This is a genomic window from Streptomyces iakyrus, from assembly GCF_000717055.1.
Taxonomy (GTDB): Bacteria; Actinomycetota; Actinomycetes; order Streptomycetales; family Streptomycetaceae; genus Streptomyces; species Streptomyces iakyrus.
Genome location: NZ_JNXI01000001.1, coordinates 444,952 through 467,243, shown reverse-complemented (window position 1 = coordinate 467,243; position 22,292 = coordinate 444,952). Strand labels below are relative to the sequence as shown.

Sequence of the window (22,292 nt, the reverse complement as noted above, 5' to 3'; positions counted from 1 at the left end):
GCGGGGCGCTACAGCAGCCCCGCCGCCGCCAGGTACTTGCCCACCTGCTCCACCTCCTCCGGCGACAGCGGGATCTGCGGCCGGGCCGTCGCCGGGCAGGCGATCACGCCGCGCAGGTGCAGCGCCGCCTTGAAGGCGCCGATCGCCGAGGAGTTGGGGCCCATCCGGGCCGGGTCGCCGACGCCCACCATGCCGAACAGGGCGCACAGGCGCTCCTGTTCGGTACGGGCCTCGTCCCAGTTCCCGGCGCGGCACAGGCCGTCCAGGCGGACGTAGCCGTGCGGGTCGACGTTGCCGAGGCCCGGCACCGTGCCGTCCGCGCCGATCGCGAGGGCCGCGTCGACGATCAGCTCGGAGCCGGTCAGTACGCTGAAGCCGGTGATGCCCCGGCGTTCCCGCACGCCGGTCACGACCTGGCGGAACGCGGCGAGGTCCCCGCTGGAGTCCTTGAGCCCGGCCACGACACCCTCGGCGGCCAGCTCCAGCACCACCTCGGCCGGCAGCTTCGTGTGGACGGCGACGGGAAGGTCGTAGGCGATCACCGGGACCGGGCTCGCCGCGGCGACCGCGCGGTAGTGGCGGGCGATCTCCGCCGGGTGGGTGCGGGTGTAGAACGGGGCGGTGACGACGACCGCGTCCGCGCCCGCCGCCGTCACCGACGCCACATGGTCCAGGACCCGGGGCGTCGTCATGTCGATCGCCCCGGCCAATACCGGCAGTTGCCCGCCCACGTGGCCCGTCACGGACTCGACGACCAGGCGGCGCTGCCGGTCCGGCAGGAACGCGGCCTCCGAGGTCGAGCCGAGCACGAACAGTCCGTGCACGCCACCGGCCACCAGATGGTCGACGAGCCCGGTCAGCGAGGGGACGTCCACCTCACCGTCCGGTGTCAGGGGCGTGCACACGGGCGGGATGACACCGGTCAGCGGGGTGAACGTCATGGGGCCTCCATCGGATCGCGCCGGTGGACGAGGTCACGGGTCGACTCGTCCTCCCGGACAGGATGGTGGCAGCGGAAGCGGTGCGCGGGCGCCGACGCGGCGGAGAAACCCGGCATTCGCTCCGCGCACGTCCCGTCCGCCTTCCAGCAGCGGGTGCGGAACGGGCAGCCACTCGGCGGACGGGTCGCCGACGGGACCGGGCCGGCCAGCGGGATCGGCTCGACCGGGTCGAGCAGGCCGGGCGTGGCGGAGAACAGGGCCCGGGTGTAAGGATGCCGGGCCCGATCGCTGACCAGGGCGGCCGGGGTCTCCTCCACGATCCGGCCCAGGTACATGGTGATCACACGGTCGCTCATCCGCCGTACCGTCTGGATGTCGTGGGAGACGAACACCAGGGCCAGGCCCAGGCGTTCCTTCAGGTCGAGGAGGAGGTTGAGGATCTGCGCCCGGACCGACACGTCCAGGGCGCTCGTCGGCTCGTCCGCCACGACCAGGTCCGGGTCCAGGGCCAGCGCCCGGGCGATCGCGACGCGCTGGCGCTGCCCGCCCGACAGCTGTCCCGGCAGGGCGTCGGCGAGGGCCCGGGGGAGGCCGACCAGGGACATCAACTCCCGGACGCGCTCGTCGCGTTGCGGGCGAGTGCCCCGGTCGTGCACGTCCAGCGGGTCCCGCAGGATCTGCCGGACCGTCAGGCGGCGGTTCAGGGCCGTCGACGGGTCCTGGAAGACCATGCCGGTGCTGCCGCCGACGGCCCGGCGGCGCTCGGTGGCCGGCATCGCCCACAGGTCCCTGCCCCGGAAGGACACCGTCCCCCGCGTCGGCCGCTCCACCCCGACCAGCACCCTGGCCAGCGTCGACTTCCCGCAGCCGGACTCGCCGACCACGCCGACGGTCTCGCCGGGGGAGATGGCCAGGTCCGCACCGGTCAGGGCGTACACGCGGTCGCGGGTGAACAGGCCGCCGCTGCGGGCCTTGTGGACGACGTGCGTGCCGGAGAGCTCCACCAGGGCGTTCACGTCACGGCCTCCGGGGTGACCAGGTCGATCGCGGGGTGGTGGCAGGCGGCCGTGTGCGTCGGCGTGCCCAGCAGGCCGGGGGGTGTCGTACGGCAGGTCCCGGTGGCGAGCGGGCACCGGCCGGCGAAGCGGCAGCCCGCGGGGAAGTCGGCCGGGGACGGCACGACGCCCCTGATCTGCGTCATCCGCTCCTGCGCCGACTCCAGCGACAGCACGCTGCCGAGCAGCCCGCGCGTGTAGTGATGCGCCGGGGACTCGACCAGGTCGGCGGTCACGCCCGTCTCCACGATCTGCCCGCCGTACATCACCACCACCCGGTCGGTGACGTCCGCGACCAGCGCCAGGTCGTGCGAGACCAGGATCAACGCGAAGCCCAGCTCCTCGCGCAGCCGCAGCAGCAGCTCCATGACCTGCGCCTGCACGGTCACGTCGAGGGCCGTCGTCGGCTCGTCCGCGACGATGAGGTTCGGGTCGCGGGACAGGGCCATCGCGATCAGCACGCGCTGACGCTGCCCGCCGGACAGCTCGTGCGGGTAGCTGCGCAGGGTGCGTTCGGGGTCGAGGCCGACCATCGTCAGCAGCTCGGCGGGAACGCGGCGGCCGCCGCGCCGCACGACCTGCTTGAGCTGCGCGCGGATCGTCATCGCCGGGTTCAGCGACGACAGTGCGTCCTGGTAGATCATCGCCATCTCATGGCCGAGCAGCCCGCGGCGCACCCGCATCGGCTCGGCGAGCAGGTCCCGCTGGCGGAAACGGACCCGGCCCCGCACGCGCGCCCCCTTCGGCTGGAGGCCCATGACCGCCAGTGCGGTGAGCGACTTGCCGCAGCCCGACTCGCCGACCAGCCCGAGCACCTCGCCGGGGTGCACCTCGAAGCTGACGCCGTCCACGACGTCGACGCCGCCGTGCCGCCCGTCGAAGCCGATGGCGAGGTTCTCCACCGCGAGCACCGGCTGACCGTCCCGGGGGATGTGCCGGGCCCGGGCCCGCAACCGCCGCGCGGCCTCCGCCAGACCGGGCAGCCGCACGACCTCCCCGCTGCCGGGCTCCGGCGCCTCCAGCCGGTCGTCGTCCTCCGGTACGTCCACCTGCCGGGCCGACGGGGCCGCCCACGCGTCGGACACGCCTTCGGACAGGACGTTCAGCGACAGCACCGTGACCAGCATCAGCAGCCCGGGGAACACCGTCGCCCACCAGCCGCCGGTCAGCACCATGTTCTTGCCGTCCGCGATGACACTGCCCCAGGACGGGTCGGGCGGCCGCACGCCCGCCCCGATGAAGGACAGTGACGCCTCGAAGACGATCGCCTCGGCGACCTGGACCGTGCAGAACACCAGCACCGGCGCGGCGCAGTTGACCGCCACGTGCCGCAGCACGATGTGCGGGGTCCGGGCGCCGATCACCCGTTCCGCCGTCACATAGTCCTCGCCGTACTGGTCGAGGACGTTCGCCCGGACCACCCGCGCCACGGGCGGGGTGAACAGGAACGCGATAGCGCAGATCAGCACCGTGATGCCGCCGCCGAACACCGCGACCAGCACGGCGGCCAGCGCGATGCCCGGGAACGCCATGACGACGTCCAGGCAGCGCATCAGCGTCTCGTCGACCGCCTTGCGGGAGGTCGCCGCGACCGCCCCGAGCAGCGCTCCGGCCACCAGGGCCAGTCCGGTCGCGCCGAGCCCGATCGCGAGCGACCAGCGCGCCCCGTACATCAGCCGGCTGAGGATGTCCCGGCCGAGGCTGTCCTGGCCCATCCAGTGCCCGGCGGACGGATGCCCGGTGCCGTCGACGGGCGGCTGCTGGTCGAGCGGATCGTGCGGGGCGAGCAACGGGGCGAGCAGCGCCATCAGCGCGACGACCACCAGGAAGCAGACGGCGATCTTCGACAGCAGCGGAAGCCTGCGCAGGCCGCGCAGCCGGACGCCGGGCCGGGACAGCGCCGCAGTGAGACTCTTGCGGGTCATCATGGGGTTGCGTCCCTCAGTCGCGGGTTGACCAGCAGGTACAGGACGTCGATGACGAGGTTCACGACGACGAACCCGGCCGCCGTCGTCAGCACGACGCCCTGGACGACGGCCGGGTCGCCGTTCTTCACGGCGTCGATCATCAGCTTGCCCATGCCGGGCAGCGAGAAGATCGTCTCGATGACGACCGCGCCGCCCAGCAGATAGCCGACGCGCAGGCCGAGCACGGTGAGCGGGTTGATGAGCGCGTTGCGCAGCACGTTCCGGCCCACCACCACCCGGGGAGGCAGCCCGCTGCCGATCGCCGTGCGCACGTAGTCCTTGTCCAGCTCCTCCACCACGGCCGTCCGCACGATCCGGGTCAGCTGCGCCGCCACCGGCAGCGACAGCGCGAAGGCGGGAAGGGTCATGGTCTTCAGCCAGCCCGTGAAGGAGTCCGCCGGGTTGATGTAGCCGCCGGTCGGGAACCAGCCCAGGTCGACCGCGAGGTACTGGATCATCAGCAGCGCCAGCCAGAAGCCGGGCGCGGCGACACCGGTCAGGGACACCACCCGGATGATCTGGTCGGGCAGCCGGTCCCGGTGGATCGCCGCGGTCACCCCGCCCACGAGGGACAGCACGACGGCGATGCCCAGTCCCAGGAAGGTGAGTTGGAGGGTGAGCGGCAGCGCGGTGGTGACCTGGTCGATCACCGGCGCCCGGGTCAGCGCACTGGTGCCCAGGTCGCCGTGGAGCAGGTCGGCCACGAAGTCCGCGTAGCGCACCGGCAGCGGGTCCAGCAGGCCGTGTTCCTCGCGGAAGTCGTGCAGCTGCTGCGGGGTGGGGTTGGCGCCCTGGAAGAACGCGGACGCCGGGTCGACGTCCGAGAACCGCATCACCAGGAACACGAACAGCACGATGCCGAGCATCAGCGGCACGAGCAGGGCGACACGGCGGAGCAGGATCCGCAGGACGGCCGTCATACGCTCAGGCCCACTTGGCCTGGAGGAGGTTGATGCCCGGGTACGGCTGTGCCCTTATGCCGCTGAGCCGCGCGGGGTCCCAGGCGGTCATGAGCTCGTTGTGGACGACCGGGTAGAGCACGGCCTGTTCGGCGACGACGTCGATGTAGTCCTGGACCATCGTCTTCTTCTTCGCCGGGTCGGGCTCCCGGGTGGCGCGCTCCATGTCCTTGAAGAGCTGCCTGGCGACGGGGTCGGAGGCCCAGCGGGTGTACTGCATCCACAGGTTCCCGGGCCCGTAGTTGTAGTGCATGATCAGGTCCGCGTCGATGCCGAACTGGTTGGGGTTCGAAGCGGCGGCCACGACCTGGTAGTCCTGCTTCTGGTCCATCTTGGTGAAGACGGCGGTGGTCTCCTGCGGGGACAGGGCCGTCCTCACCCCGATCGCGTCCCAGGACGCCTTGATCGTCGGCAGGCAGTCGACGATCCAGCTGACGTTCACGGCCAGGATCTCGATGCTCAGACCCTTGACCCCGGCCGCCTTCAGCAGCGCCTTCGCCTTGTCGGGGTCGTGGTCGTAGACCGTCCTGGCCCTGCGGTAGGACGGGTTGGCCTCGTCGAGGAAGGAGGTGGAGGGCTTGCCGTGGCCCTTGAGGGCGACCTCGACCATCTTCTCGGTGTCGATGGCGTAGTGCAGGGCCTGGCGCACGCGCGGGTCGTCGAAGGGCTTGTGCCCGGTGTTGAACATCAGGAACAGGTTGTTCATCCCGGCCCCGCCGGCGACCGTCATCCCGCCGCTCTCCAGCCGGCCGATGTTGGCGTACGGGATGTTGTCCGCGATCTGCGCGCCGGCACTGGAGCCCGAGATCTTCGCGACGCGGGGGGCCGCGTCCACGATGGTCAGCCAGTTCATCTTCCGGAAAGCGGGCCTGCGCGGCCCGTTGTAGCCGTCGAACGCCTCGAAGGTCGTGTTCGACTTCGGGTGGTGCGCGGTCTGCCGGTACGGCCCCGAGCCGATCGCCTTGCCCTTGATCGCCTCCTCCCAGCCTCCCGGCCGGGAGAACACGTGCTTCGGCATGATCTTGGCGAGCGTCAGCCGTGAAAGACCGTCCGGGAAGGGGAACTTCAGCACCAGCTCGACGTTCCGCGCGTCGATCTTGCGGACCTCCTTCAGCCAGCTCGCGAAGAAGCCCTTGGCGAGGGTCTGGGTGTCCGGGTCGAGGATCCGCTCGAAGACGAAGACCACGTCGTCGGCGGTGACGGGCTTCCCGTCGTGGAACGTCGCGCCCGCCCGCAGGGTGAACTTCCAGGACGTGCTGTCCGGATTCCCCGGCACCTCCGTCGCCAGCGCCGCGTACGGCTCACGGGAGATCGGGTCCGTGTCCAGCAGCCCCTCGTAGATGTGGTGGTTGGCGGCCATACAGAACGCGGACGCCGTCTGGGTGGGGTCCCAGCTGCCGTCGTTGCCGTAGCCGATCACCGCGGTGAGGGTGCGGTCCCGGCCACCGCCGGTGCCGGTGTCGTTGGTGGACTCCGGACCGGACGAACAGGCCGACAGCGACGCGGAGACGGCGGCGGCCGCGCCCAGCGCGCCGGTGTACTTCAGGAACGACCGGCGGTGCGGCGCCGGCACGTCGGGGGTCACGTCGCGCACGGGTCCTCCAGCGAGATCCGGTGGCAGGGGACCGGCAGGGGAGATACGACGTCCTACGTCCTGCGGTCAGCGCGACCATAGGAGGGGCCGTGGGGGTGGTCAAGGGATCGCACACGAATGGCGTATCCGCCGCAGGGCGCACCATCGGCACCGCGCCCGACGTGAGTTGACCGCCCGTCAGGGCAAGTCCGCCACCGGACGGGCGCACACGGAGCATGATGAGGGCGTGAGCGAGCTGTGGAGCGAGAGCGACGCCGGTGTCCTGCGACTGCCCTCCGGCCGGTTGGTCCGGGGCCGGGGCCTGCGGCATCCCCTGCACCCCGACGCGCCCCTGCCCTCCTACGGTGTCTACCTGCTCGGCCGGCGCCCGCCCGGGGTCCCCTGGGAGTCCGCCTGGATCCGCTGGCCCGACTTCCGCCTCCCGGCGGACCGGGCGGCCGCCCGCGCGGTGCTGGCCGGCGTGTGGGAGCGGGCCGCCGGGGAGCGGGTGGAAATCGCCTGCGGCGGCGGACGCGGTCGCACGGGCACGGCCCTGGCCTGCCTGGCGGTGCTGGACGGGGTGCCGGGGGAGAAAGCGGTGGAGTACGTCCGCCGGCACTACGACCGGCATGCCGTGGAGACGCCCTGGCAGCGGCGGTACGTACGCGGATTCGGCGAGGGGTGAGCCCGATGGGCGTCTCCTTCGGCGCGGCACCGCATACCTTGGAGGAGGCGTTCCGCGCGGTGGCCCGCCGGTACGGCCGGCACGGCTGACGCGCGCGGTCCGTGCGGCGGGGGGACCATGGCCGGGGAGGTGTGCGTATGGACTGGACCCTCGAAGTGCTCGTCGTGCCGGTCTCCGACCTGGACCGGGCCAAGGCCTTCTACCAGGACCAGTGCGGATTCCGGGCCGAGATCGACGCCGCGTTCTTCGAGGGCGTCGGCCGCTTCGTCCAGCTGACTCCGCCCGGGTCCCGCTGCTCGATCGTGCTGGAGTCGGGGATGCCCGAGCCGCCCGGGCAGCCGCGGACGGCCCCCGGTTCGCTGCGGGGCCTCCAGCTCTGTGTGACGGACATCGAGGCGGCCAGGGCGGCACTGGTGGGACGCGGGGTCGAGGTGACCCCGGTCCTGCACGTGGGCGCGTCCGGCTGGGCGGAGGGCCGGGGCGAGGACGACTGGAACTCCTTCGTCTTCTTCCAGGACCCCGACGGCAACGGCTGGGCGGTCCAGGAGGCCCCGGCCGCCCTCGCCGAACGCTGAACGGGCCCTAGTCGCAGTACAGGTCCCGGCGGGGGCGTTCGCCCGTCGCCAGGAAGCGGGAGACCGTGGCATCACCGCAGGCATTGCCGTTGGCCAGATAGGCGTCGTGGCCGGTGGAGTTCACGGTGACCATGACCGCCCGGTCGCCGAGGGCCTGCCGCAGCTTCCGGGCTCCCGCCAGCGGGGTGGCGACATCCCGCTCGTTCTGCACGAGCAGGACGTTGGAGGGACCGCGGTCGGTGATCCGCACGGCCGGCTCCTTCGGCTTGTACGGCCACGCGGCACACACCATCGGCCCGCGCGGCATGCCCGCGGTCAGCGGGTACGCGGCCCGGCTCTCGTCGACGTCCTTCTGGTACGCGGCGGCGGAGCCGGGCCACTCGACGTCGTTGCAGATGGTGCCGACGCCGACCGCGGCGAGGTTCTGCAGGACCGACTCCGGCGGGGACACGGGCGCGGGCGGCACGGTGCCCCTGCGGGCGGCGCGGACGGCCTCGGCCAGGACCGGGTAGCCGTCGGGGTCGTAGAGGCTGGACAGCATGGTCTGGCGGAGCGCGTTGCCGTCCAGCAGCGGGGGGTTGGCGCCGGGCCAGGGGAGGGGGTCGCGGTCCAGCCGGGCGGCGAGCCGCAGGAAGCCTGAGCGGACCTCGGCGGGCGTACGGGCGAGCCGGTGGGGATTGCCGGGCCTGGACGCCCACGTGGCGAACTCGGGGAAGTTGTCCTCGACCCCGGTCTCGAAGGCGGCGAGCCAGTTGCGGGTCACGCGGGTGTGGTCGGGGTTGTTGTTGCTGTCCAGCACGATGCGGTCGGTGCGGTGCGGGAACAACTGGCCGTAGACCGCGCCGACGTAGGTGCCGTACGAGACACCCCACGCGGAGATCTTCTGCTCGCCGAGGGCGGCCCGCAGGCGGTCCAGGTCACGGGCCTCGTTGGCGGTGCTGATGTGCCGGATCAGCTCACCGCCGTTGCGGACACAGGCCTCGGCCGTACGCCGGGCGGTGGCCATGTTCCCGTCGATGGAACCGTCCGGGGCCGGCCAGGGCACACGCTTCGTCATGCTGATGTCGGCGGGGTCGGCCTTGCAGTCGACGGAGGTGGAGGGCGCCATCCCGCGCGGCGCGAACCCGACGAGATCGTAAGCGTCCCGCACCCGCTGCGGCAGCTTCTGCCCCTTGCCGGAGGGGTCGCCGAGGCTGTCCCCGCCGGGCCCGCCCGGGATGAGTAACAGCGTGCCCCGCCGCGCGGACGGTTTCTCACTGGGGATCCGGCTGACGGCGATCCGGATCTCCGGGCTGTCGGGGTCGGAGTAGTCCATGGGGACGTCGAGCATGGCGCACTGCTGTCTGGGGTCGAGGCCGGGGCCGGTGCACCGGGTCCAGTCGAGGGGAGCGGCCGGGGGCTCGGACGCACCGCCGGGACCGGCGAACCCGAGCACCGCACCGGCGACGGCGACCAGCGCCAGATGTTTCGTGATCTGCTTCATGCCGAGCAAGCCTGGCGGACTTCGGCGTGCGGCCACATCCGGGTAACTCCCGCTATTCCAGGGGGATTACCCCACGGTGGTGCGGTTGGCCGAAGCTCCGGGACCGGCCCCCGGCGATCGCAGCATGAAGACGTCGATCGCGTCCTGCCTCTCCACCGTGAAGCCGTGCCGTTCGTAGAGGTGGCGGGCCCGGCTGCCCTGGAGGACGTTCAGGCGGACGAGGTGACCGGAGGCGTCCGTCCTGCCCAGAAGGGTTCCCAGGACCACGGAGCCCAGGCCCCGGCCCTGGAGTGCCGGAGCGAGGTAGAAGTGCTCCAGCCAGTGGCCGGTTTCGGACGGGCGCAGCGCCACGCTGCCCGCGAAATCGCCGGCGCTCGTGATGACCGACGTGTGCTGTGCGCAGAAGCCGTCCCGCAGCCGCTGCCGGACCCGGTGTTCGTCGTAACGGCCCAACCGCTCCAGGCCCGGGCGCATCACCACGGCCCGTAGTTCCGCTATCGCCTCGACATCCGCCGGCCGCGCGGGACGCATGCCCCATTCCGGCTGCGCATTCCCCTGTGGTGTTTGCACAGCTGGATTGTCTCAACGGACCGCAGCATGCCGCTCGTCGCCATCGGCCTCCCCAAAGCGATTCTCCCAGGGGTGTTTTGCGGCATCCCGTACCGAACCCCTTTGTGCCGCGCCGCAGTTGTACGGCACAGACCCTTCCTGAGTGTAGACGCGGAGCGTGACCGGGGAGATGCGAAGAGTGAAAACACGACAGGAGGGGGAGCACGGTGGAGGCACGACACTCGGCGCTCTGCGCCGAAGGAGCGGAGGACGCGTTGAAAGAATTGCGGGCAGAACTCGTCAAGGACGGAATTATCCTGCCCTCACCGGGACTTGACCCGGTGAGTTTTGTGAGGGAAGCGCCCTGCCCGCTCAGCGAAGGGGGCAGGTGTGCATCGGATACCGCCCGGCGGCTCGCGGCGGTGCCGCGATGAAGCCTCCCGTCGGCGCGTACGTCGTTGACACCCGCAGCGGCCGCATCGGCATCGTGATGGGGCATGAGGGGCCCTATGTGCAGTTGCGGCCGTACGGGGGCGGCAGGGAGTGGGACGCCGACCCCGGAGCCGTCCGGCACGCCACCCCGGCCGAGCGGCTGCGCGCGGCGACCGCATACGCCAACGCCCGCAGCAGGGGCGAGGTCCCTTGACGTGACGACCCTGCCAGAATGGCTCCATGAGTCTGTTCCGCGACGACGGCATCGTGCTGCGCACCCAGAAGCTGGGTGAGGCGGACCGGATCATCACGCTGCTCACGCGCGGTCACGGACGGGTGCGCGCGGTGGCCCGGGGCGTGCGCCGGACGAAGTCGAAATTCGGTGCGCGCCTGGAGCCGTTCTCCCACGTCGACGTGCAGTTCTTCGCCAAGGGGAGCGAGCTCGTCGGGCGTGGGCTGCCGCTGTGCACGCAGAGCGAGACCATCGCGCCGTACGGCGGCGGGATCGTCAGCGACTACGCGCGGTACACGGCCGGCACCGTCATGCTGGAGACCGCCGAGCGGTTCACCGACCATGAGGGGGAGCCGGCCGTGCAGCAGTACCTGCTGCTGGTCGGCGGCCTGCGGACCCTGGCCCGGGGGGAGCACGCGCCGCACCTCGTGCTCGACGCGTTCCTGCTCCGCTCCCTCGCCGTCAACGGGTACGCCCCGAGCTTCACCGACTGCGCGAAGTGCGGGATGCCCGGGCCCAACCGGTTCTTCTCCGTCGCGTCGGGCGGATCCGTCTGCGCGGACTGCCGGGTGCCCGGCAGCGTCGTACCCTCGCCTCAGGCCCTGGAACTCCTCGGCGCCCTGCTTACGGGAGACTGGGAGACCGCGGACGCGTGCGAGGCGCGCTATGTCCGCGAGGGCAGCGGGCTGGTGTCCGCGTATCTGCACTGGCACATGGAGCGCGGGCTGCGCTCCCTGCGCTACGTCGAGAAGTAGCGCGGCGGAGAAGCACCGCAACACAAGCAAGCGAGCACGAGGAGACGAGAAACACATGGCCGTACGCGGGATCCTGGGGCGCCAGCGCCGGGAGTACAGGACGCCGGAGCCGCACCCGTCCGGCGCGCGGCCCCCGAAGATCCCCGGGGAGTTCGTACCGCAGCATGTGGCGATCGTCATGGACGGCAACGGCCGCTGGGCCAAGGACCGGGGCCTGCCGCGCACCGAAGGGCACAAGGTCGGCGCCGAGCGCGTGCTGGACGTCCTCCAGGGGGGCATCGAGATGGGCGTGGGCGCCATCTCCCTGTACGCCTTCTCCACCGAGAACTGGAAGCGCTCGCCCGACGAGGTGCGCTTCCTGATGAACTTCAACCGGGACTTCATCCGCAAGACCCGCGACCAGCTCGACGAGCTGGGCATCCGGGTGCGCTGGGTGGGCCGCATGCCCAAGCTGTGGCGCTCGGTCGCCAAGGAGCTCCAGGTCGCCCAGGAGCAGACCAAGGGCAACGACCGGCTGACCCTGTACTTCTGCATGAACTACGGGGGCCGGGCCGAGATCGCCGACGCCGCCCAGGCCATGGCGGAGGACGTGAAGAGCGGCAGGCTCGACCCGTCCAAGGTCAACGAGAAGACCTTCGCGAAGTACATGTACTACCCGGACATGCCGGACGTGGACCTGTTCCTGCGGCCCAGCGGTGAGCAGCGCACCTCGAACTACCTGATCTGGCAGAGCGCCTACGCAGAGATGGTCTTCCAGGACGTGCTGTGGCCCGACTTCGACCGGCGCGACCTGTGGCGGGCCTGCCTGGAGTTCGCCTCCCGGGACCGGCGCTTCGGCGGTGCCGTCCCGAACGAGGAGCTGCTGGCCATGGAGGGCGAGCAGCCGTAGCGCGCGGGGGCGGCCCGGCATCCCCCCGGTGGCAGCCGGGCCGCGGCGGCGGTGTCCTGGGGGCATGGGTTCCACCGCCGTCGGCGCGCCCCGGCGGAGCACACGACGGGCCGGGATCTTCCTCGCCTCCTCCCTCGCCCTGTTCTGCATCCAGCTGGACTTCTTCGCGCTCAACCTGGCGATCCCCGGGATCGCCGACGAGCTGGACACGACCGTCTCCGCGGCGCAGTGGACGCTGTCGGCCTACATGCTCGCCGTCGGCTGCCTGTTCATCGTCGGCGGGCGGCTGGGCGATCTCCTCGGCCGGCGTCCGGTCCTGCTGGCCGGGACCGGGCTGTTCGCCGCCGCCTCCGTCGGCTGCGCCCTGGCACCGAGCCTGGGTGTGCTCGTCGCGGCCCGGATCGTGCAGGGCGCGGGCGCGGCGCTGATCTTCCCGGTGTCGGTGTCCGTGATCACCAACGCCTTTCCCGGGGCGGCCCGGGCCCGGGCGCTCGGGGCGATGTTCGGGATCGCCAACGTCGGCACCGCCCTCGGGCCGTTCGTCGGCGGCGGTTTCACCGACGGGCCGGGCTGGCGGTGGATCTTCTGGCTGCTGGCTCCGCTGAGCGCCCTCGCCCTGCTGATCGCCCTGCGGTACGTGCCGGACTCGCGGGACGAGAGCGCCCCGCGCCAGGTCGACCTGCCCGGCTGCCTGGCCGTCGTGACGAGCCTGGCCGCCCTGACCCTGGCCGTGGAGCGGGGCAGCGCCTGGGGCTGGGACCACGCCCGCACGCTCGCCCTGTTCGGAGCCGCCGTGGTGGCCGGCGCCCTGTTCGTCCTGCGGGAACGGACCTGCCGGCATCCGCTGGTCGACTTCCGGCTGTTCCGCAACATCCGCTTCGACCTCGTCACCGTGATGGGTTCGGTGGCCAACACGGGCTACGCCGTCACCGTGTTCCTCGCCACCCTCCAGTTGCAGCAGGTGCGGGGCCTGTCGGCGGTCCTGTCCGGCACGGTGTTCCTCGCCCCGGCCGTCATGGTGGCCTGCTCGGGGCCCATCGGCGCCTGGCTGTCCGGCCGGATGCGCGCCACCGGCGTCATGGCCCTGGCCGGGGTCGTCGCCGGCACCGGCATGATCGGGCTCAGCTGGGCCTGGTCCTGGTGGGTCTACCTGCCGGTCTTCACCTGGTGCGCACTCGGGCTCGGCCTGGGCTGGACCTTCGCCAGTGTGGCCACCCAGCAGGTCGTCCCGCCCGCCCGGGCCGGCGAGGCCTCGGGCGTCGTCCTCACCGCCCTCGTCACACTGGGCGCCATCGGCCTCGCGGCGACGGCGGCGGCCATCACCTCGCTCACCCCCGAGACCGGCCCGGAACCCGCCTACGACCTCATCCTGCGCATCGGCGGCACCGTGATCCTGGCCTCGACGGCCCTGTCCCTGCTCGTCCGGCGCGCACTCGCCACCCGGTGCGCGGTGCCCTCTGCCTAAGACCGAGCTGACGGGAACGTGCCCCAGGGGCGCGGGGAACTGCGCGACAAGCCACGGTGCACCCGCAGCCGGCGACCGGACACAAGCCCCACGGCGATCAACCGTCGGAGGTCCCCGCACAGTCCGCACAGGTCCCGAAAATCTCCACCGTGTGAGCCACGTTCACATACCCGTGCTCCGCCGCGATGGACTCGGCCCACTTCTCCACCGCCGGCCCTTCGACCTCGACGGCCTTGCCGCAGCTCCGGCACACGAGGTGGTGGTGATGGTCGTCGGTGGAACAACGCCGGTAGACGGACTCGCCGTCGGCGGTCCGCAGGACGTCGACCTCACCGGCGTCGGCGAGGGACTGCAGGGTGCGGTAGACCGTGGTGAGCCCGACCGAGTCGCCCTTGTGCTTGAGCATGTCGTGCAGTTCCTGCGCGCTGCGGAACTCGTCGACCTCCTGCAGGGCCGCCGCCACAGCGGCCCGCTGCTTGGTGGCGCGGCCCTTCACGGACGGTCCAGCGGTCGTCACCGTTGCCTCCTCACGTCTGCCTTGCCCGGGCCATTGTGCCAGCCCGTGGCGGGGGCGGTCAGACGCCGACTTCGTCGGTCGCCGCCCGGCTGCCCGGAATCGCGCACTCGGCGGGGTCGCCCGTCGTGTCCCCGCCCGCCGCGGCGCGGGCGCGGCGGCGGGCCAGCGGCGCCGCGAGCGCCGTCAGCACGATGAACGCGCCGATGGTCAGCAGCACGATCGTCGCGCCGGGCGGCACGTCCTGGTAGTACGAGGTGACCGTGCCGCCGATCGTCACGCTCACCCCGATGGCCACGGCGATGGCGAACGTCGCGGCGAAGCTCCGGCCGATCTGCTGTGCGGCCGCGACCGGCACCACCATCAGCGCGCTGACCAGCAGCAGCCCGACCACGCGCATCGCCACCGTCACCGTGACGGCCGCGGTGACCGCCGTCAGCAGGTTCAGCATGCGCACCGGCAGGCCCGTCACCCGGGCGAACTCCTCGTCCTGGCTGACCGCGAACAGCTGCCGCCGCAGACCGAGGGTGACCAGCACGACGAAGGCGGCGAGCACGCAGATCGCGGTGACGTCCGACTCGGACACCGTCGACAGCGAGCCGAACAGGTACGACGTCAGATTGGCGTTGGAGCCGGTGGGCGCGAGGTTGATGAACATCACACCGCCGGCCATGCCGCCGTAGAACAGCATCGCGAGGGCGATGTCGCCGCGGGTCTTGCCGTACCAGCGGATCAGCTCCATGAGGACCGCGCCGAGGATCGAGACGAGGGCCGCCGTCCACACCGGGGACCAGGTCAGCAGGAAGCCGAGACCGACACCGGTCATCGCCACGTGGCCGATGCCGTCGCCCATCAGGGCCTGGCGGCGCTGGACCAGGTAGATCCCCACGGCGGGGGCCGTGATGCCGACCAGGACGGCGGCGAGCAGGGCCCGCTGCATGAAGGCGTAGTCGAGGAAGTCCATCAGCTCAGCAGTCCCGTGCGGATCGGTTCGGCGCCCGCCGGCGCGTGCGGGTGTACGTGGTCGTGGCCGGGCAGGGCGTGCTGACCGACGGCCTTCGGGGGCGGCCCGTCGTGGACGACGCAGCCGTCGCGCAGGACGACCGCCCGGTCGATGAGGGGCTCCAGGGGGCCCAGTTCGTGCAGCACGAGCAGCACGGTCGTGCCCTGGCCGACCTGCTCCCGCAGGGTGTCCGCGAGGACCTCCTGGCTGGCCAGGTCGACGCCGGCCATCGGCTCGTCCATGATCAGCAGCTCGGGTTCGGAGGCGAGCGCGCGGGCTATGAGGACGCGCTGGTGCTGGCCGCCGGAGAGGGCGTCGACCGAGTCCTTGGCCCGGTCGGCCATGCCGACGAGGTCCAGGGCACGCCGTACGGCCGCGTGGTCGGCCTTGCGCAGCACGCCGAAGCGGGCCCGGGACAGGCGGCCGGAGGAGACCACCTCGGTCACCGTGGCGGGCACTCCGCCCGCGGCCGTGGTGCGCTGCGGCACGTAGCCCACGCGGTGCCAGTCGCGGAACCGCCTGCGGTCCGTGCCGAACAGCCGGATCTCGCCGGCGCCGGTCTGCACCTGGCCGATGATGCTGCGCACGGCCGTCGACTTGCCCGAGCCGTTCGCGCCGAGCAGGGCGACGACCTCGCCGCCGCGCACGGTGAGGTCGATGCCGCGCAGCACGGGGCGCGAGCCGAGGTCCGCGCGGACCCCGCGCAGGGATACGACGGGCTCGGTCATGCCGTCCTCCGATGGGTCGATCACTTGGCTCCCAGGGCCGTCTGCAGGGCCTTGAGGTTGGCTTCCATGACCTGGAAGTAGTCGTCGCCGCGGGACTTGTCCGTGATGCCCTCCAGGGGATCGAGGACGTCCGTCTTCAGGTTCGCGTCGCGGGCGAGGGTCTTCGCGGTCTTGTCGGAGACCAGTGTCTCGTAGAAGACGGTGGTGACGCCGTCGGCCTTCGCCTCCTGCTGGAGTTCCCGGACGCGGGCGCCGCTGGGCTCGCTCTCGGGGTCGATGCCGGAGATGGCCTCCTGCGTGAGGCCGTAGCGCTCGGCGAGGTAGCCGAAGGCGGCGTGGTTGGTGAAGAAGACCTTCGTCTTGGTGTTCTTCAGGCCGTTCTCGAAGTCGCCGTTCAGCCCGTTCAGCTTCTTGACCAGGGCCTCGGTGTTCTTCTTGTAGTCGGCCGCGTGGTCGGGATCGGCCTTCTCGAAGGCCTTGCCGACGCCCTGCGCGATCTCGGCGTACTTCACCGGGTCGAGCCAGACGTGCGGGTCGCGGGCGTGCTCCTCCTCCTCGGAGTGGCCTTCCTCCTCGGCGTGGCCCTCCTCACCCTCGTGGGTGTGGCCGCCGGTGCCGTGGTCCTCCAGGTGGGTCAGCGTGGCCGCGTCGATCTTGGTTTTGATGCCCGTCTGGCCGACGGCTTCGTCGACTGCGGGCTGGAGGCCCTTGAGGTAGAGCGCCGCGTCGGCCTCCTCCAGCTGCGCGCGCTGCTGGGTGCTGATCTCCAGGTCGTGCGGCTCCTGGCCGGGCTCGGTCAGGCTGGTGACGTTCGCGTGGTCGCCGCCGATCTGCTCGGCGAGGAACGCCATCGGGTAGAAGGACGCGACGACGTCGAACTTGTCCGTGTTGCCCGAGGCCGCGCTGTCGCTGGAGCAGGCGGTCAGGGCGCCGAGGCCGAGAGCGGAGGCCAGGGCGGCGGGTATGAGGCGTCGTCGTACGTTCATGACACTCATTTTCAGCAAATATGGAAACCGTTGTCAATAAACGGTCCGAGCGGTGGGATCCCGAGGGGGCCGGAGGCGGCCGAAGGGGGAGCGATTTGATTGAGGGGGCGCCCCCGCCGGTAACCTGAAGCATTCGCTGGAAGCAACTCGCTTCGTCGCCCGTCGTCGTAATGAAGAGAGCACCGTGGCCGCCGACAAGATCGACACCATCGTCAGCCTGAGCAAGCGCCGTGGCTTCGTATTCCCCTGTAGTGAGATCTACGGCGGTCAGCGCGCCGCTTGGGACTACGGCCCCCTGGGTGTCGAGCTCAAGGAGAACCTCAAGCGCCAGTGGTGGCGCTACATGGTGACGTCGCGCGAGGACGTCGTGGGCATCGACTCGTCCGTGATCCTGGCCCCCGAGGTCTGGGTCGCCTCCGGCCACGTCGCCACCTTCACGGACCCGCTGACCGAGTGCACCTCCTGCCACAAGCGGTTCCGCGCGGACCACCTGGAGGAGGCCTACGAGGAGAAGAAGGGCCGCGCCCCGGAGAACGGCCTCCTCGACGTCAACTGCCCCAACTGCGGCAACAAGGGCCAGTTCACCGAGCCCAAGCAGTTCTCGGGCCTGCTGTCCACCCACCTCGGCCCCACGCAGGACTCCGGCTCCGTCGCCTACCTGCGCCCCGAGACCGCCCAGGGCATCTTCACCAACTTCTCCCAGGTGCAGACCACCTCGCGCCGCAAGCCGCCGTTCGGCATCGCCCAGATGGGCAAGTCCTTCCGCAACGAGATCACGCCCGGCAACTTCATCTTCCGCACCCGCGAGTTCGAGCAGATGGAGATGGAGTTCTTCGTCAAGCCGGGCGAGGACGAGAAGTGGCAGGAGTACTGGATGGAGCAGCGCTGGAACTGGTACACCGGTCTCGGCCTGCGCGAGGAGAACATGCGGTGGTACGAGCACCCGAAGGAGAAGCTCTCCCACTACTCCAAGCGCACCGCCGACATCGAGTACCGCTTCCAGTTCGGCGGCAGTGAGTGGGGCGAGCTCGAAGGCGTCGCCAACCGCACCGACTACGACCTCGGCGCCCACTCCAAGGCCTCCGGCCAGGACCTCACCTACTTCGACCAGGAAGCCGGCGAGCGCTGGACGCCGTACGTCATCGAGCCCGCGGCCGGTGTCGGCCGCGCGATGCTGGCGTTCCTGCTGGACGCCTACGTCGAGGACGAGGCGCCCAACGCCAAGGGCAAGATGGAGAAGCGCACGGTGCTGCGCCTCGACCAGCGCCTCGCCCCGGTGAAGGTCGCGGTCCTGCCGCTGTCCCGCAACCCGGAGCTCTCCCCGAAGGCCAAGGGTCTCGCCCAGGCGCTCCGCCAGAACTGGAACATCGAGTTCGACGACGCCGGCGCCATCGGCCGCCGCTACCGCCGCCAGGACGAGATCGGCACGCCGTTCTGCGTGACCGTCGACTTCGACACGCTCGAGGACAACGCGGTGACTGTGCGTGAGCGCGACTCCATGAAGCAGGAGCGGGTGTCGCTGGACCAGATCGAGGGGTACCTCGCGGCGCGTCTCGTCGGCTGCTAGGTGCTCGACGGGTCAGGGTCTGCCCGGCTTGTGTGATCTGCCGGGTGCGGACCCGTCGTGGCTTGTCGCGCCCACGCGGCGGAGCCGCATATCGATACAGCCCCGCGCCCCTGTCGGACCCCGCTGCCCCTCAGGGACGCGGGGTCCGACCCGTTACAGGTCCAGGTCGGCGTAGAGGGCCGCGTGGTCGGAGGCTGCGGTGGTCCTTGACCTGACGCTGTTGAAGGACTTGATGCCCTCGGCGAAGATTCCGCGGGTCTCCAGGCCGACGTGCTGCACCTGGCTCCACAACGACGGGGACAGCAGCAGATAGTCGATCTTCTGCCGTGGTGAGTCGCACTCCCCGAACGTGCCGGGCAGCCCCTTGTAGCTCGGGTGGCTCATCACATCCTGCAGGCCGGTGGCCAGGAGGGCGCTGACCGGCTTGCTGCCGGGGGAATCGTTCATGTCTCCGGCGACCAGCACGCGCGAAGAGCGCGTGAGGGCGGCCTGGTAGATCTCCGCGACCCGCTTGGCCTGGTTCTCCCGCAGCTTCGGGTTGTCGTTGGACTTGCTCTTGAGGTGGTTGCCCAGGAGCCACAGGGGCTCCTCCCCGGGAGCGGTTCTGATCTCGATCTCGAACTCGGGGCAGTCGCGGCTGAACAGCGGATTCCCGGATTCGTCCGGATCGGGGTCGAAGATGTGCGACCGCACGGACCTGATCGGGAAGCGGCTCAGGATGCCGATGTCGATGCCGCGGATGTCGTTGCCGTCGATCAGCATGTTGTAGGGATACGGCTTCCCTTCGGCCGGGCCGCCCACAATCTGCTCGTTGAAGCGGTCCAGGGTGAGGCGGTCCTCGACCTCGACCGTGAGCAGGACGTCGGCGTTGACCTCGGTGACCACCTTGCCGGTGTTCCGCACGGCGTCCCCGTCGAGGTGCTCCCGCACGAGTTCGGCCCAACCGGACCAGTTTCTCCGGCCGCTGGCGAGGATCCGCACCTCGAAGTCGGCCGACCCCGGCCGCCCGGACGTCTGGAAGAGATTGGCTCCCCCGCGGGTCTGGTTGATGAAGATCGGCGGAGGGGTGTCGGGATCCGTCGAATAGGCCCTGTACTTCTTGATGAGCTCGGCGATCCGGAGCTTCTCGTCCCGCTCATAGGTCGCCAGGTCGAGCAGGGACACCAACTCGGCGAAGTCGGCCAGGATCCGCCGGCGCCGCTCGACGTCCTGGAGGCCGAGGACCGCGGGGCGGCGGAAGAGGTTCTCCATGTTGAAGGTGGCGATACGGATCGTCATGGCGCGCTCCCTCGGGCGGCGCAGAGTTCCGCGCGACCGGTGGGCGGGCGCCGCCGGGGAGACCGCTCACCGGCACTTCCATTGTCGGATCGGGTGTGAAACGTGTCGAACGGTGGGGACGCTGCGGTCCCTGGGGTCGGGGGATTGGTCCCGTAGCGCCGAGGCCGATTGGTCCTGTTGCCCGGAGCGGGGGGCGCGCCAGGGTGACGGCATGAGCATCGCCTTCCTGCTGACCACCCTGATCGTCGTCGCCACGCCGGGCACCGGCGTCGTCTACACCCTCGCCGCCGCGCTCTCCCGGGGGCGGCGCGCGAGCGTCGTCGCGGCCGTCGGCTGCACGCTCGGGATCGCGCCGCACCTGCTGGCCACGGTCACCGGCGTCGCCGCGCTGCTGCACGCGAGCGCGACCGCGTTCCAGGTCCTGAAGTACGCGGGCGTCACCTACCTGCTGTACATGGCGTGGGCGACGGTGCGGGACAAGGAGGCGCTCGCGGTGGAGGAGCGGGAGGCGGCCCCGGACGTGCCGGCCCGGCGGGTCATCGTGCGGGGGGTGCTGATCAACATCCTCAACCCGAAGCTGACGATCTTCTTCTTCGCGTTCCTGCCGCAGTTCGTCGCCCCCGGCGAGCCGCACGCCGTGCTGCGGATGGCGGGGCTCGGCGGGGTCTTCATGCTGGCGACCTTCGCGGTGTTCGCCGCGTACGGGGTACTGGCCGCGTCGGTGCGCCGGCATGTCGTGGGCCGGCCGCGGGTGACGGCCTGGCTGCGGCGGGGCTTCGCGGGGTCGTTCGTGGCGCTGGGGGCGAAGCTGGCGTTCACGGCGCGGTAGCTGTGGTTGGCGGGCGGGGACGTGAGGCGCACCCAAGGGCTGACGAGTAGCGGCTGACGCGCAGTGGCTGACAAGTATCGAATGACAGATATTGAAACCTGTCAGCTGTCATGGCATCGTGGAGGGCATGACGATGCGAACCCGCCACCTCGGAACCACCGGCCCCCAGGTCTCCGCCCTCGGTCTCGGCTGCATGGGCATGTCCGCCCTGTACGGCGAGGCGGACCGGGCCGAGTCCATCGCGACCATCCACGCGGCGCTCGAAGCGGGCGTCACCCTGCTCGACACCGGCGACTTCTACGCCATGGGCCACAACGAGCTGCTGATCGGTGAGGCCCTGCGCGCCGCCCCCGCCGCCCGGCGTGAACAGGCCCTGCTCAGCGTGAAGTTCGGCGCCCTGCGCGGCCCGGACGGCAGCTGGCTCGGCTACGACGGACGGCCCGCCGCCGTGAAGAGCTTCGCCGCGTACTCCCTCCAGCGGCTCGGCGTCGACCACATCGACGTCTACCGCATCGCCCGCCTCGACCCCGACGTGCCCATCGAGGACACGGTCGGCGCCATAGCGGAACTCGTCGAGAAGGGCTATGTACGGCACATCGGCCTCAGCGAGGTCGGCGCGGAGACGATCCGCCGGGCGGCGGCCACGGCGCCCGTCTCCGACCTCCAGATCGAGTACTCCCTCATCTCCCGCGGCATCGAGGACGAGATCCTGCCCACCACCCGCGAGCTGGGCATCGCCGTCACGGCGTACGGCGTGCTCTCCCGGGGCCTGATCTCCGGCCACTTCACCGCCGACCGGCAGCTCGGCCCGGGCGACTTCCGGGCCATGTCGCCGCGCTTCCAGGGCGACAACCTCCGTCACAACCTGAACCTCGTCGAGGCGCTGCGGAAGATCGCCGAGCAGAAGGGCGTCAGCGTCGCGCAGATCGCCATCGCCTGGGTGCTCTCCCGCGGCGAGGACATCGTGCCCCTCGTCGGCGCCCGCAGGCGCGACCGGCTCACGGAGGCGCTGGGCGCGCTGGACGTGACGCTGGAGCCGGCCGACCTGGCCGCGATAGAGGAGGCCGTACCGGCCGGTGCCGCCGCCGGCGACCGCTACCCGGCAGCCCAGATGGCGCACCTCGAAAGCTGAACAGGGCTTTGGGTACGGTCAGGGCATGGCACCGACCAGCGAGACCCTGACCGCCGAGCGCATCCTTGAAGCCACCGAGGAGGTGCTGCGCCGCCACGGACCGGCCAAGGCCACCGTGGTGGACGTCGCCCGGGCGCTCGGCGTCAGCCACGGCAGTGTCTACCGCCACTTCCGGACGAAGGCGGCGCTGCGCGAGGCGGTCACCAAGCGCTGGCTGGACCGCACGTCCGGACAGCTGTCCGGGATCGCCGAGGCGGACCGCGTCCCGGAGGCCCGGCTGCGGGAGTGGCTCGCCGCGCTGTTCGCCGCGAAGCGCCGCAAGGCGGGCGAGGACCCGGAGCTGTTCGCCACGTACACGGTCCTCACCGGCGAGAACGGCTCGGTGGTCGGTGAGCACATCACCGACCTGGAGTCCCAGCTGACCCGCATCATCCAGGCCGGCGTCGACACCGGCGACTTCGCCGCGGCCGACGCGGAGGCATCGGCCAGGGCGGTCTTCCAGGCCACGGGCCGCTTCCACGACCCGTGTTACGCGAAGGAGTGGGAGGAGCCGGGGACCGAGGCCGACTTCGCGGCGGTCGTCGACCTGCTCGTGCAGGGACTGCGGCGGACACCGTAGGGGTGCCCCGCCGGCACCGGGTGCATCCCGGCCGGGACGGGCACAGGATGGACGTGAGGGGTGGGTCGCCGCGCGG

General features: G+C 71.2%; 22 protein-coding genes. 10 read left to right on the top strand and 12 right to left on the bottom strand.

From position 1 onward, the window contains the following. Nucleotides 1-8 precede the first annotated feature (8 nt). From OO68_RS02110 to OO68_RS02090, 5 genes are read right to left on the bottom strand one after another with little or no spacing between them, the layout of a single operon-like run. Nucleotides 9-941, bottom strand: a complete 933-nt coding sequence (locus tag OO68_RS02110; protein WP_033306319.1) for a dihydrodipicolinate synthase family protein — start codon at nucleotides 939-941, stop codon at nucleotides 9-11. Next, nucleotides 938-1,957: an oligopeptide/dipeptide ABC transporter ATP-binding protein gene (locus OO68_RS02105; protein WP_033306318.1), complete on the bottom strand. Its 1,020-nt coding sequence runs from the start codon at nucleotides 1,955-1,957 to the stop codon at nucleotides 938-940. The genes OO68_RS02110 and OO68_RS02105 overlap by 4 nt, the downstream gene beginning before the upstream one ends. Continuing rightward, on the bottom strand, nucleotides 1,954-3,924 hold the full coding sequence (locus tag OO68_RS02100; RefSeq protein ID WP_033306317.1) for a dipeptide/oligopeptide/nickel ABC transporter permease/ATP-binding protein: 1,971 nt from the start codon (nucleotides 3,922-3,924) through the stop codon (nucleotides 1,954-1,956). Before OO68_RS02100 ends, OO68_RS02105 begins: the two co-directional genes overlap by 4 nt. Next, a complete protein-coding gene (locus tag OO68_RS02095) occupies nucleotides 3,921-4,883 on the bottom strand; it encodes an ABC transporter permease (RefSeq protein WP_033306316.1) in 963 nt (320 codons plus the stop codon). The genes OO68_RS02100 and OO68_RS02095 overlap by 4 nt, the downstream gene beginning before the upstream one ends. Nucleotides 4,884-4,887: 4 nt before the next feature. After that, complete coding sequence (locus OO68_RS02090; RefSeq protein ID WP_033306315.1) at nucleotides 4,888-6,516, bottom strand: ABC transporter substrate-binding protein; 1,629 nt, start codon at nucleotides 6,514-6,516, stop codon at nucleotides 4,888-4,890. Nucleotides 6,517-6,742: 226 nt separating this feature from the next. Here OO68_RS02090 and OO68_RS02085 point away from each other — a divergent pair, with 226 nt between their 5' ends. Both OO68_RS02085 and OO68_RS02080 read left to right on the top strand, forming a co-directional pair. Next, nucleotides 6,743-7,180, top strand: coding sequence for a protein-tyrosine phosphatase family protein (locus OO68_RS02085; protein WP_033306314.1), 438 nt, complete (start codon nucleotides 6,743-6,745; stop codon nucleotides 7,178-7,180). A gap of 137 nt (nucleotides 7,181-7,317) precedes the next feature. Next, on the top strand, nucleotides 7,318-7,755 hold the full coding sequence (locus OO68_RS02080; protein ID WP_033306313.1) for a VOC family protein: 438 nt from the start codon (nucleotides 7,318-7,320) through the stop codon (nucleotides 7,753-7,755). Nucleotides 7,756-7,762: 7 nt separating this feature from the next. Here the strand turns inward: OO68_RS02080 and OO68_RS02075 are convergent, their stop codons facing one another. Beyond that, on the bottom strand, nucleotides 7,763-9,238 hold the full coding sequence (locus tag OO68_RS02075) for an alpha/beta hydrolase (RefSeq protein WP_033306312.1): 1,476 nt from the start codon (nucleotides 9,236-9,238) through the stop codon (nucleotides 7,763-7,765). A 66-nt stretch (nucleotides 9,239-9,304) separates the two neighbouring features. Continuing rightward, nucleotides 9,305-9,769, bottom strand: a complete 465-nt coding sequence (locus OO68_RS02070) for a GNAT family N-acetyltransferase (protein WP_033306311.1) — start codon at nucleotides 9,767-9,769, stop codon at nucleotides 9,305-9,307. Between the two features lie 448 nt (nucleotides 9,770-10,217). On the opposite strand from OO68_RS02070, the gene OO68_RS02065 reads away from it, so the two are divergent. The 4 genes from OO68_RS02065 (at nucleotide 10,218) to OO68_RS02050 (ending at nucleotide 13,560) form a co-directional block, all read left to right on the top strand. Continuing rightward, complete coding sequence (locus tag OO68_RS02065; protein WP_030836519.1) at nucleotides 10,218-10,433, top strand: hypothetical protein; 216 nt, start codon at nucleotides 10,218-10,220, stop codon at nucleotides 10,431-10,433. Between the two features lie 26 nt (nucleotides 10,434-10,459). Further along, nucleotides 10,460-11,206: a DNA repair protein RecO gene (gene recO, locus OO68_RS02060; RefSeq protein ID WP_033306310.1), complete on the top strand. Its 747-nt coding sequence runs from the start codon at nucleotides 10,460-10,462 to the stop codon at nucleotides 11,204-11,206. 55 nt (nucleotides 11,207-11,261) lie between these two features. Then, nucleotides 11,262-12,095, top strand: coding sequence for an isoprenyl transferase (locus OO68_RS02055; RefSeq protein ID WP_033306309.1), 834 nt, complete (start codon nucleotides 11,262-11,264; stop codon nucleotides 12,093-12,095). A gap of 64 nt (nucleotides 12,096-12,159) precedes the next feature. Beyond that, nucleotides 12,160-13,560, top strand: coding sequence for an MFS transporter (locus tag OO68_RS02050; RefSeq protein WP_051814289.1), 1,401 nt, complete (start codon nucleotides 12,160-12,162; stop codon nucleotides 13,558-13,560). 97 nt (nucleotides 13,561-13,657) lie between these two features. On the opposite strand, the gene OO68_RS02045 is transcribed toward OO68_RS02050, so the two are convergent. The 4 genes from OO68_RS02045 to OO68_RS02030 are packed head-to-tail and all read right to left on the bottom strand — an operon-like array spanning nucleotide 13,658 to nucleotide 16,791. Continuing rightward, complete coding sequence (locus OO68_RS02045; RefSeq protein WP_033306308.1) at nucleotides 13,658-14,077, bottom strand: Fur family transcriptional regulator; 420 nt, start codon at nucleotides 14,075-14,077, stop codon at nucleotides 13,658-13,660. A 58-nt stretch (nucleotides 14,078-14,135) separates the two neighbouring features. Beyond that, nucleotides 14,136-15,038 (bottom strand): metal ABC transporter permease, encoded by a 903-nt coding sequence (locus tag OO68_RS02040; protein WP_033306307.1) that lies wholly within the window; start codon nucleotides 15,036-15,038, stop codon nucleotides 14,136-14,138. Next, the gene (locus OO68_RS02035; protein ID WP_033306471.1) at nucleotides 15,038-15,805 is read right to left on the bottom strand and encodes a metal ABC transporter ATP-binding protein; all 768 of its coding nucleotides are present in this window, start codon (nucleotides 15,803-15,805) and stop codon (nucleotides 15,038-15,040) included. The genes OO68_RS02040 and OO68_RS02035 overlap by 1 nt, the downstream gene beginning before the upstream one ends. A gap of 20 nt (nucleotides 15,806-15,825) precedes the next feature. Next, nucleotides 15,826-16,791 carry a metal ABC transporter substrate-binding protein gene (locus tag OO68_RS02030; protein WP_033306306.1) on the bottom strand — a complete coding sequence of 322 codons (966 nt, stop codon included), beginning with the start codon at nucleotides 16,789-16,791 and terminating at the stop codon, nucleotides 15,826-15,828. Between the two features lie 184 nt (nucleotides 16,792-16,975). On the opposite strand from OO68_RS02030, the gene OO68_RS02025 reads away from it, so the two are divergent. After that, complete coding sequence (locus OO68_RS02025) at nucleotides 16,976-18,358, top strand: glycine--tRNA ligase (protein ID WP_033306305.1); 1,383 nt, start codon at nucleotides 16,976-16,978, stop codon at nucleotides 18,356-18,358. A 153-nt stretch (nucleotides 18,359-18,511) separates the two neighbouring features. Here the strand turns inward: OO68_RS02025 and OO68_RS02020 are convergent, their stop codons facing one another. Next, nucleotides 18,512-19,636: an endonuclease/exonuclease/phosphatase family protein gene (locus OO68_RS02020; RefSeq protein WP_051814287.1), complete on the bottom strand. Its 1,125-nt coding sequence runs from the start codon at nucleotides 19,634-19,636 to the stop codon at nucleotides 18,512-18,514. Nucleotides 19,637-19,847: 211 nt separating this feature from the next. Here OO68_RS02020 and OO68_RS02015 point away from each other — a divergent pair, with 211 nt between their 5' ends. The 3 genes from OO68_RS02015 to OO68_RS02005 all read left to right on the top strand — a co-directional run bounded on the left by OO68_RS02015 (nucleotide 19,848) and on the right by OO68_RS02005 (nucleotide 22,216). Then, nucleotides 19,848-20,465 carry a LysE family translocator gene (locus OO68_RS02015; RefSeq protein WP_033306304.1) on the top strand — a complete coding sequence of 206 codons (618 nt, stop codon included), beginning with the start codon at nucleotides 19,848-19,850 and terminating at the stop codon, nucleotides 20,463-20,465. A 127-nt stretch (nucleotides 20,466-20,592) separates the two neighbouring features. Further along, nucleotides 20,593-21,597: an aldo/keto reductase gene (locus tag OO68_RS02010; protein WP_033306469.1), complete on the top strand. Its 1,005-nt coding sequence runs from the start codon at nucleotides 20,593-20,595 to the stop codon at nucleotides 21,595-21,597. Nucleotides 21,598-21,622: 25 nt separating this feature from the next. After that, entirely contained in the window at nucleotides 21,623-22,216 is a 594-nt protein-coding gene (locus tag OO68_RS02005) for a TetR/AcrR family transcriptional regulator (protein WP_033306303.1), read from the top strand. Nucleotides 22,217-22,292 lie beyond the last annotated feature (76 nt).

Coding starts and splice junctions, on each gene's coding strand:
- OO68_RS02110 (WP_033306319.1), bottom strand. CDS start 941: ATGACGTTCACCCCGCTGACCGGTGTCATCCCGCCCGTGTGCACGCCC.
- OO68_RS02100 (WP_033306317.1), bottom strand. CDS start 3,924: ATGATGACCCGCAAGAGTCTCACTGCGGCGCTGTCCCGGCCCGGCGTC.
- OO68_RS02095 (WP_033306316.1), bottom strand. CDS start 4,883: ATGACGGCCGTCCTGCGGATCCTGCTCCGCCGTGTCGCCCTGCTCGTG.
- OO68_RS02080 (WP_033306313.1), top strand. CDS start 7,318: ATGGACTGGACCCTCGAAGTGCTCGTCGTGCCGGTCTCCGACCTGGAC.
- OO68_RS02075 (WP_033306312.1), bottom strand. CDS start 9,238: ATGAAGCAGATCACGAAACATCTGGCGCTGGTCGCCGTCGCCGGTGCG.
- OO68_RS02070 (WP_033306311.1), bottom strand. CDS start 9,769: ATGCGTCCCGCGCGGCCGGCGGATGTCGAGGCGATAGCGGAACTACGG.
- OO68_RS02065 (WP_030836519.1), top strand. CDS start 10,218: ATGAAGCCTCCCGTCGGCGCGTACGTCGTTGACACCCGCAGCGGCCGC.
- recO (WP_033306310.1), top strand. CDS start 10,460: ATGAGTCTGTTCCGCGACGACGGCATCGTGCTGCGCACCCAGAAGCTG.
- OO68_RS02055 (WP_033306309.1), top strand. CDS start 11,262: ATGGCCGTACGCGGGATCCTGGGGCGCCAGCGCCGGGAGTACAGGACG.
- OO68_RS02050 (WP_051814289.1), top strand. CDS start 12,160: ATGGGTTCCACCGCCGTCGGCGCGCCCCGGCGGAGCACACGACGGGCC.
- OO68_RS02040 (WP_033306307.1), bottom strand. CDS start 15,038: ATGGACTTCCTCGACTACGCCTTCATGCAGCGGGCCCTGCTCGCCGCC.
- OO68_RS02035 (WP_033306471.1), bottom strand. CDS start 15,805: ATGACCGAGCCCGTCGTATCCCTGCGCGGGGTCCGCGCGGACCTCGGC.
- OO68_RS02030 (WP_033306306.1), bottom strand. CDS start 16,791: ATGAACGTACGACGACGCCTCATACCCGCCGCCCTGGCCTCCGCTCTC.
- OO68_RS02020 (WP_051814287.1), bottom strand. CDS start 19,636: ATGACGATCCGTATCGCCACCTTCAACATGGAGAACCTCTTCCGCCGC.
- OO68_RS02015 (WP_033306304.1), top strand. CDS start 19,848: ATGAGCATCGCCTTCCTGCTGACCACCCTGATCGTCGTCGCCACGCCG.
- OO68_RS02010 (WP_033306469.1), top strand. CDS start 20,593: ATGACGATGCGAACCCGCCACCTCGGAACCACCGGCCCCCAGGTCTCC.
- OO68_RS02005 (WP_033306303.1), top strand. CDS start 21,623: ATGGCACCGACCAGCGAGACCCTGACCGCCGAGCGCATCCTTGAAGCC.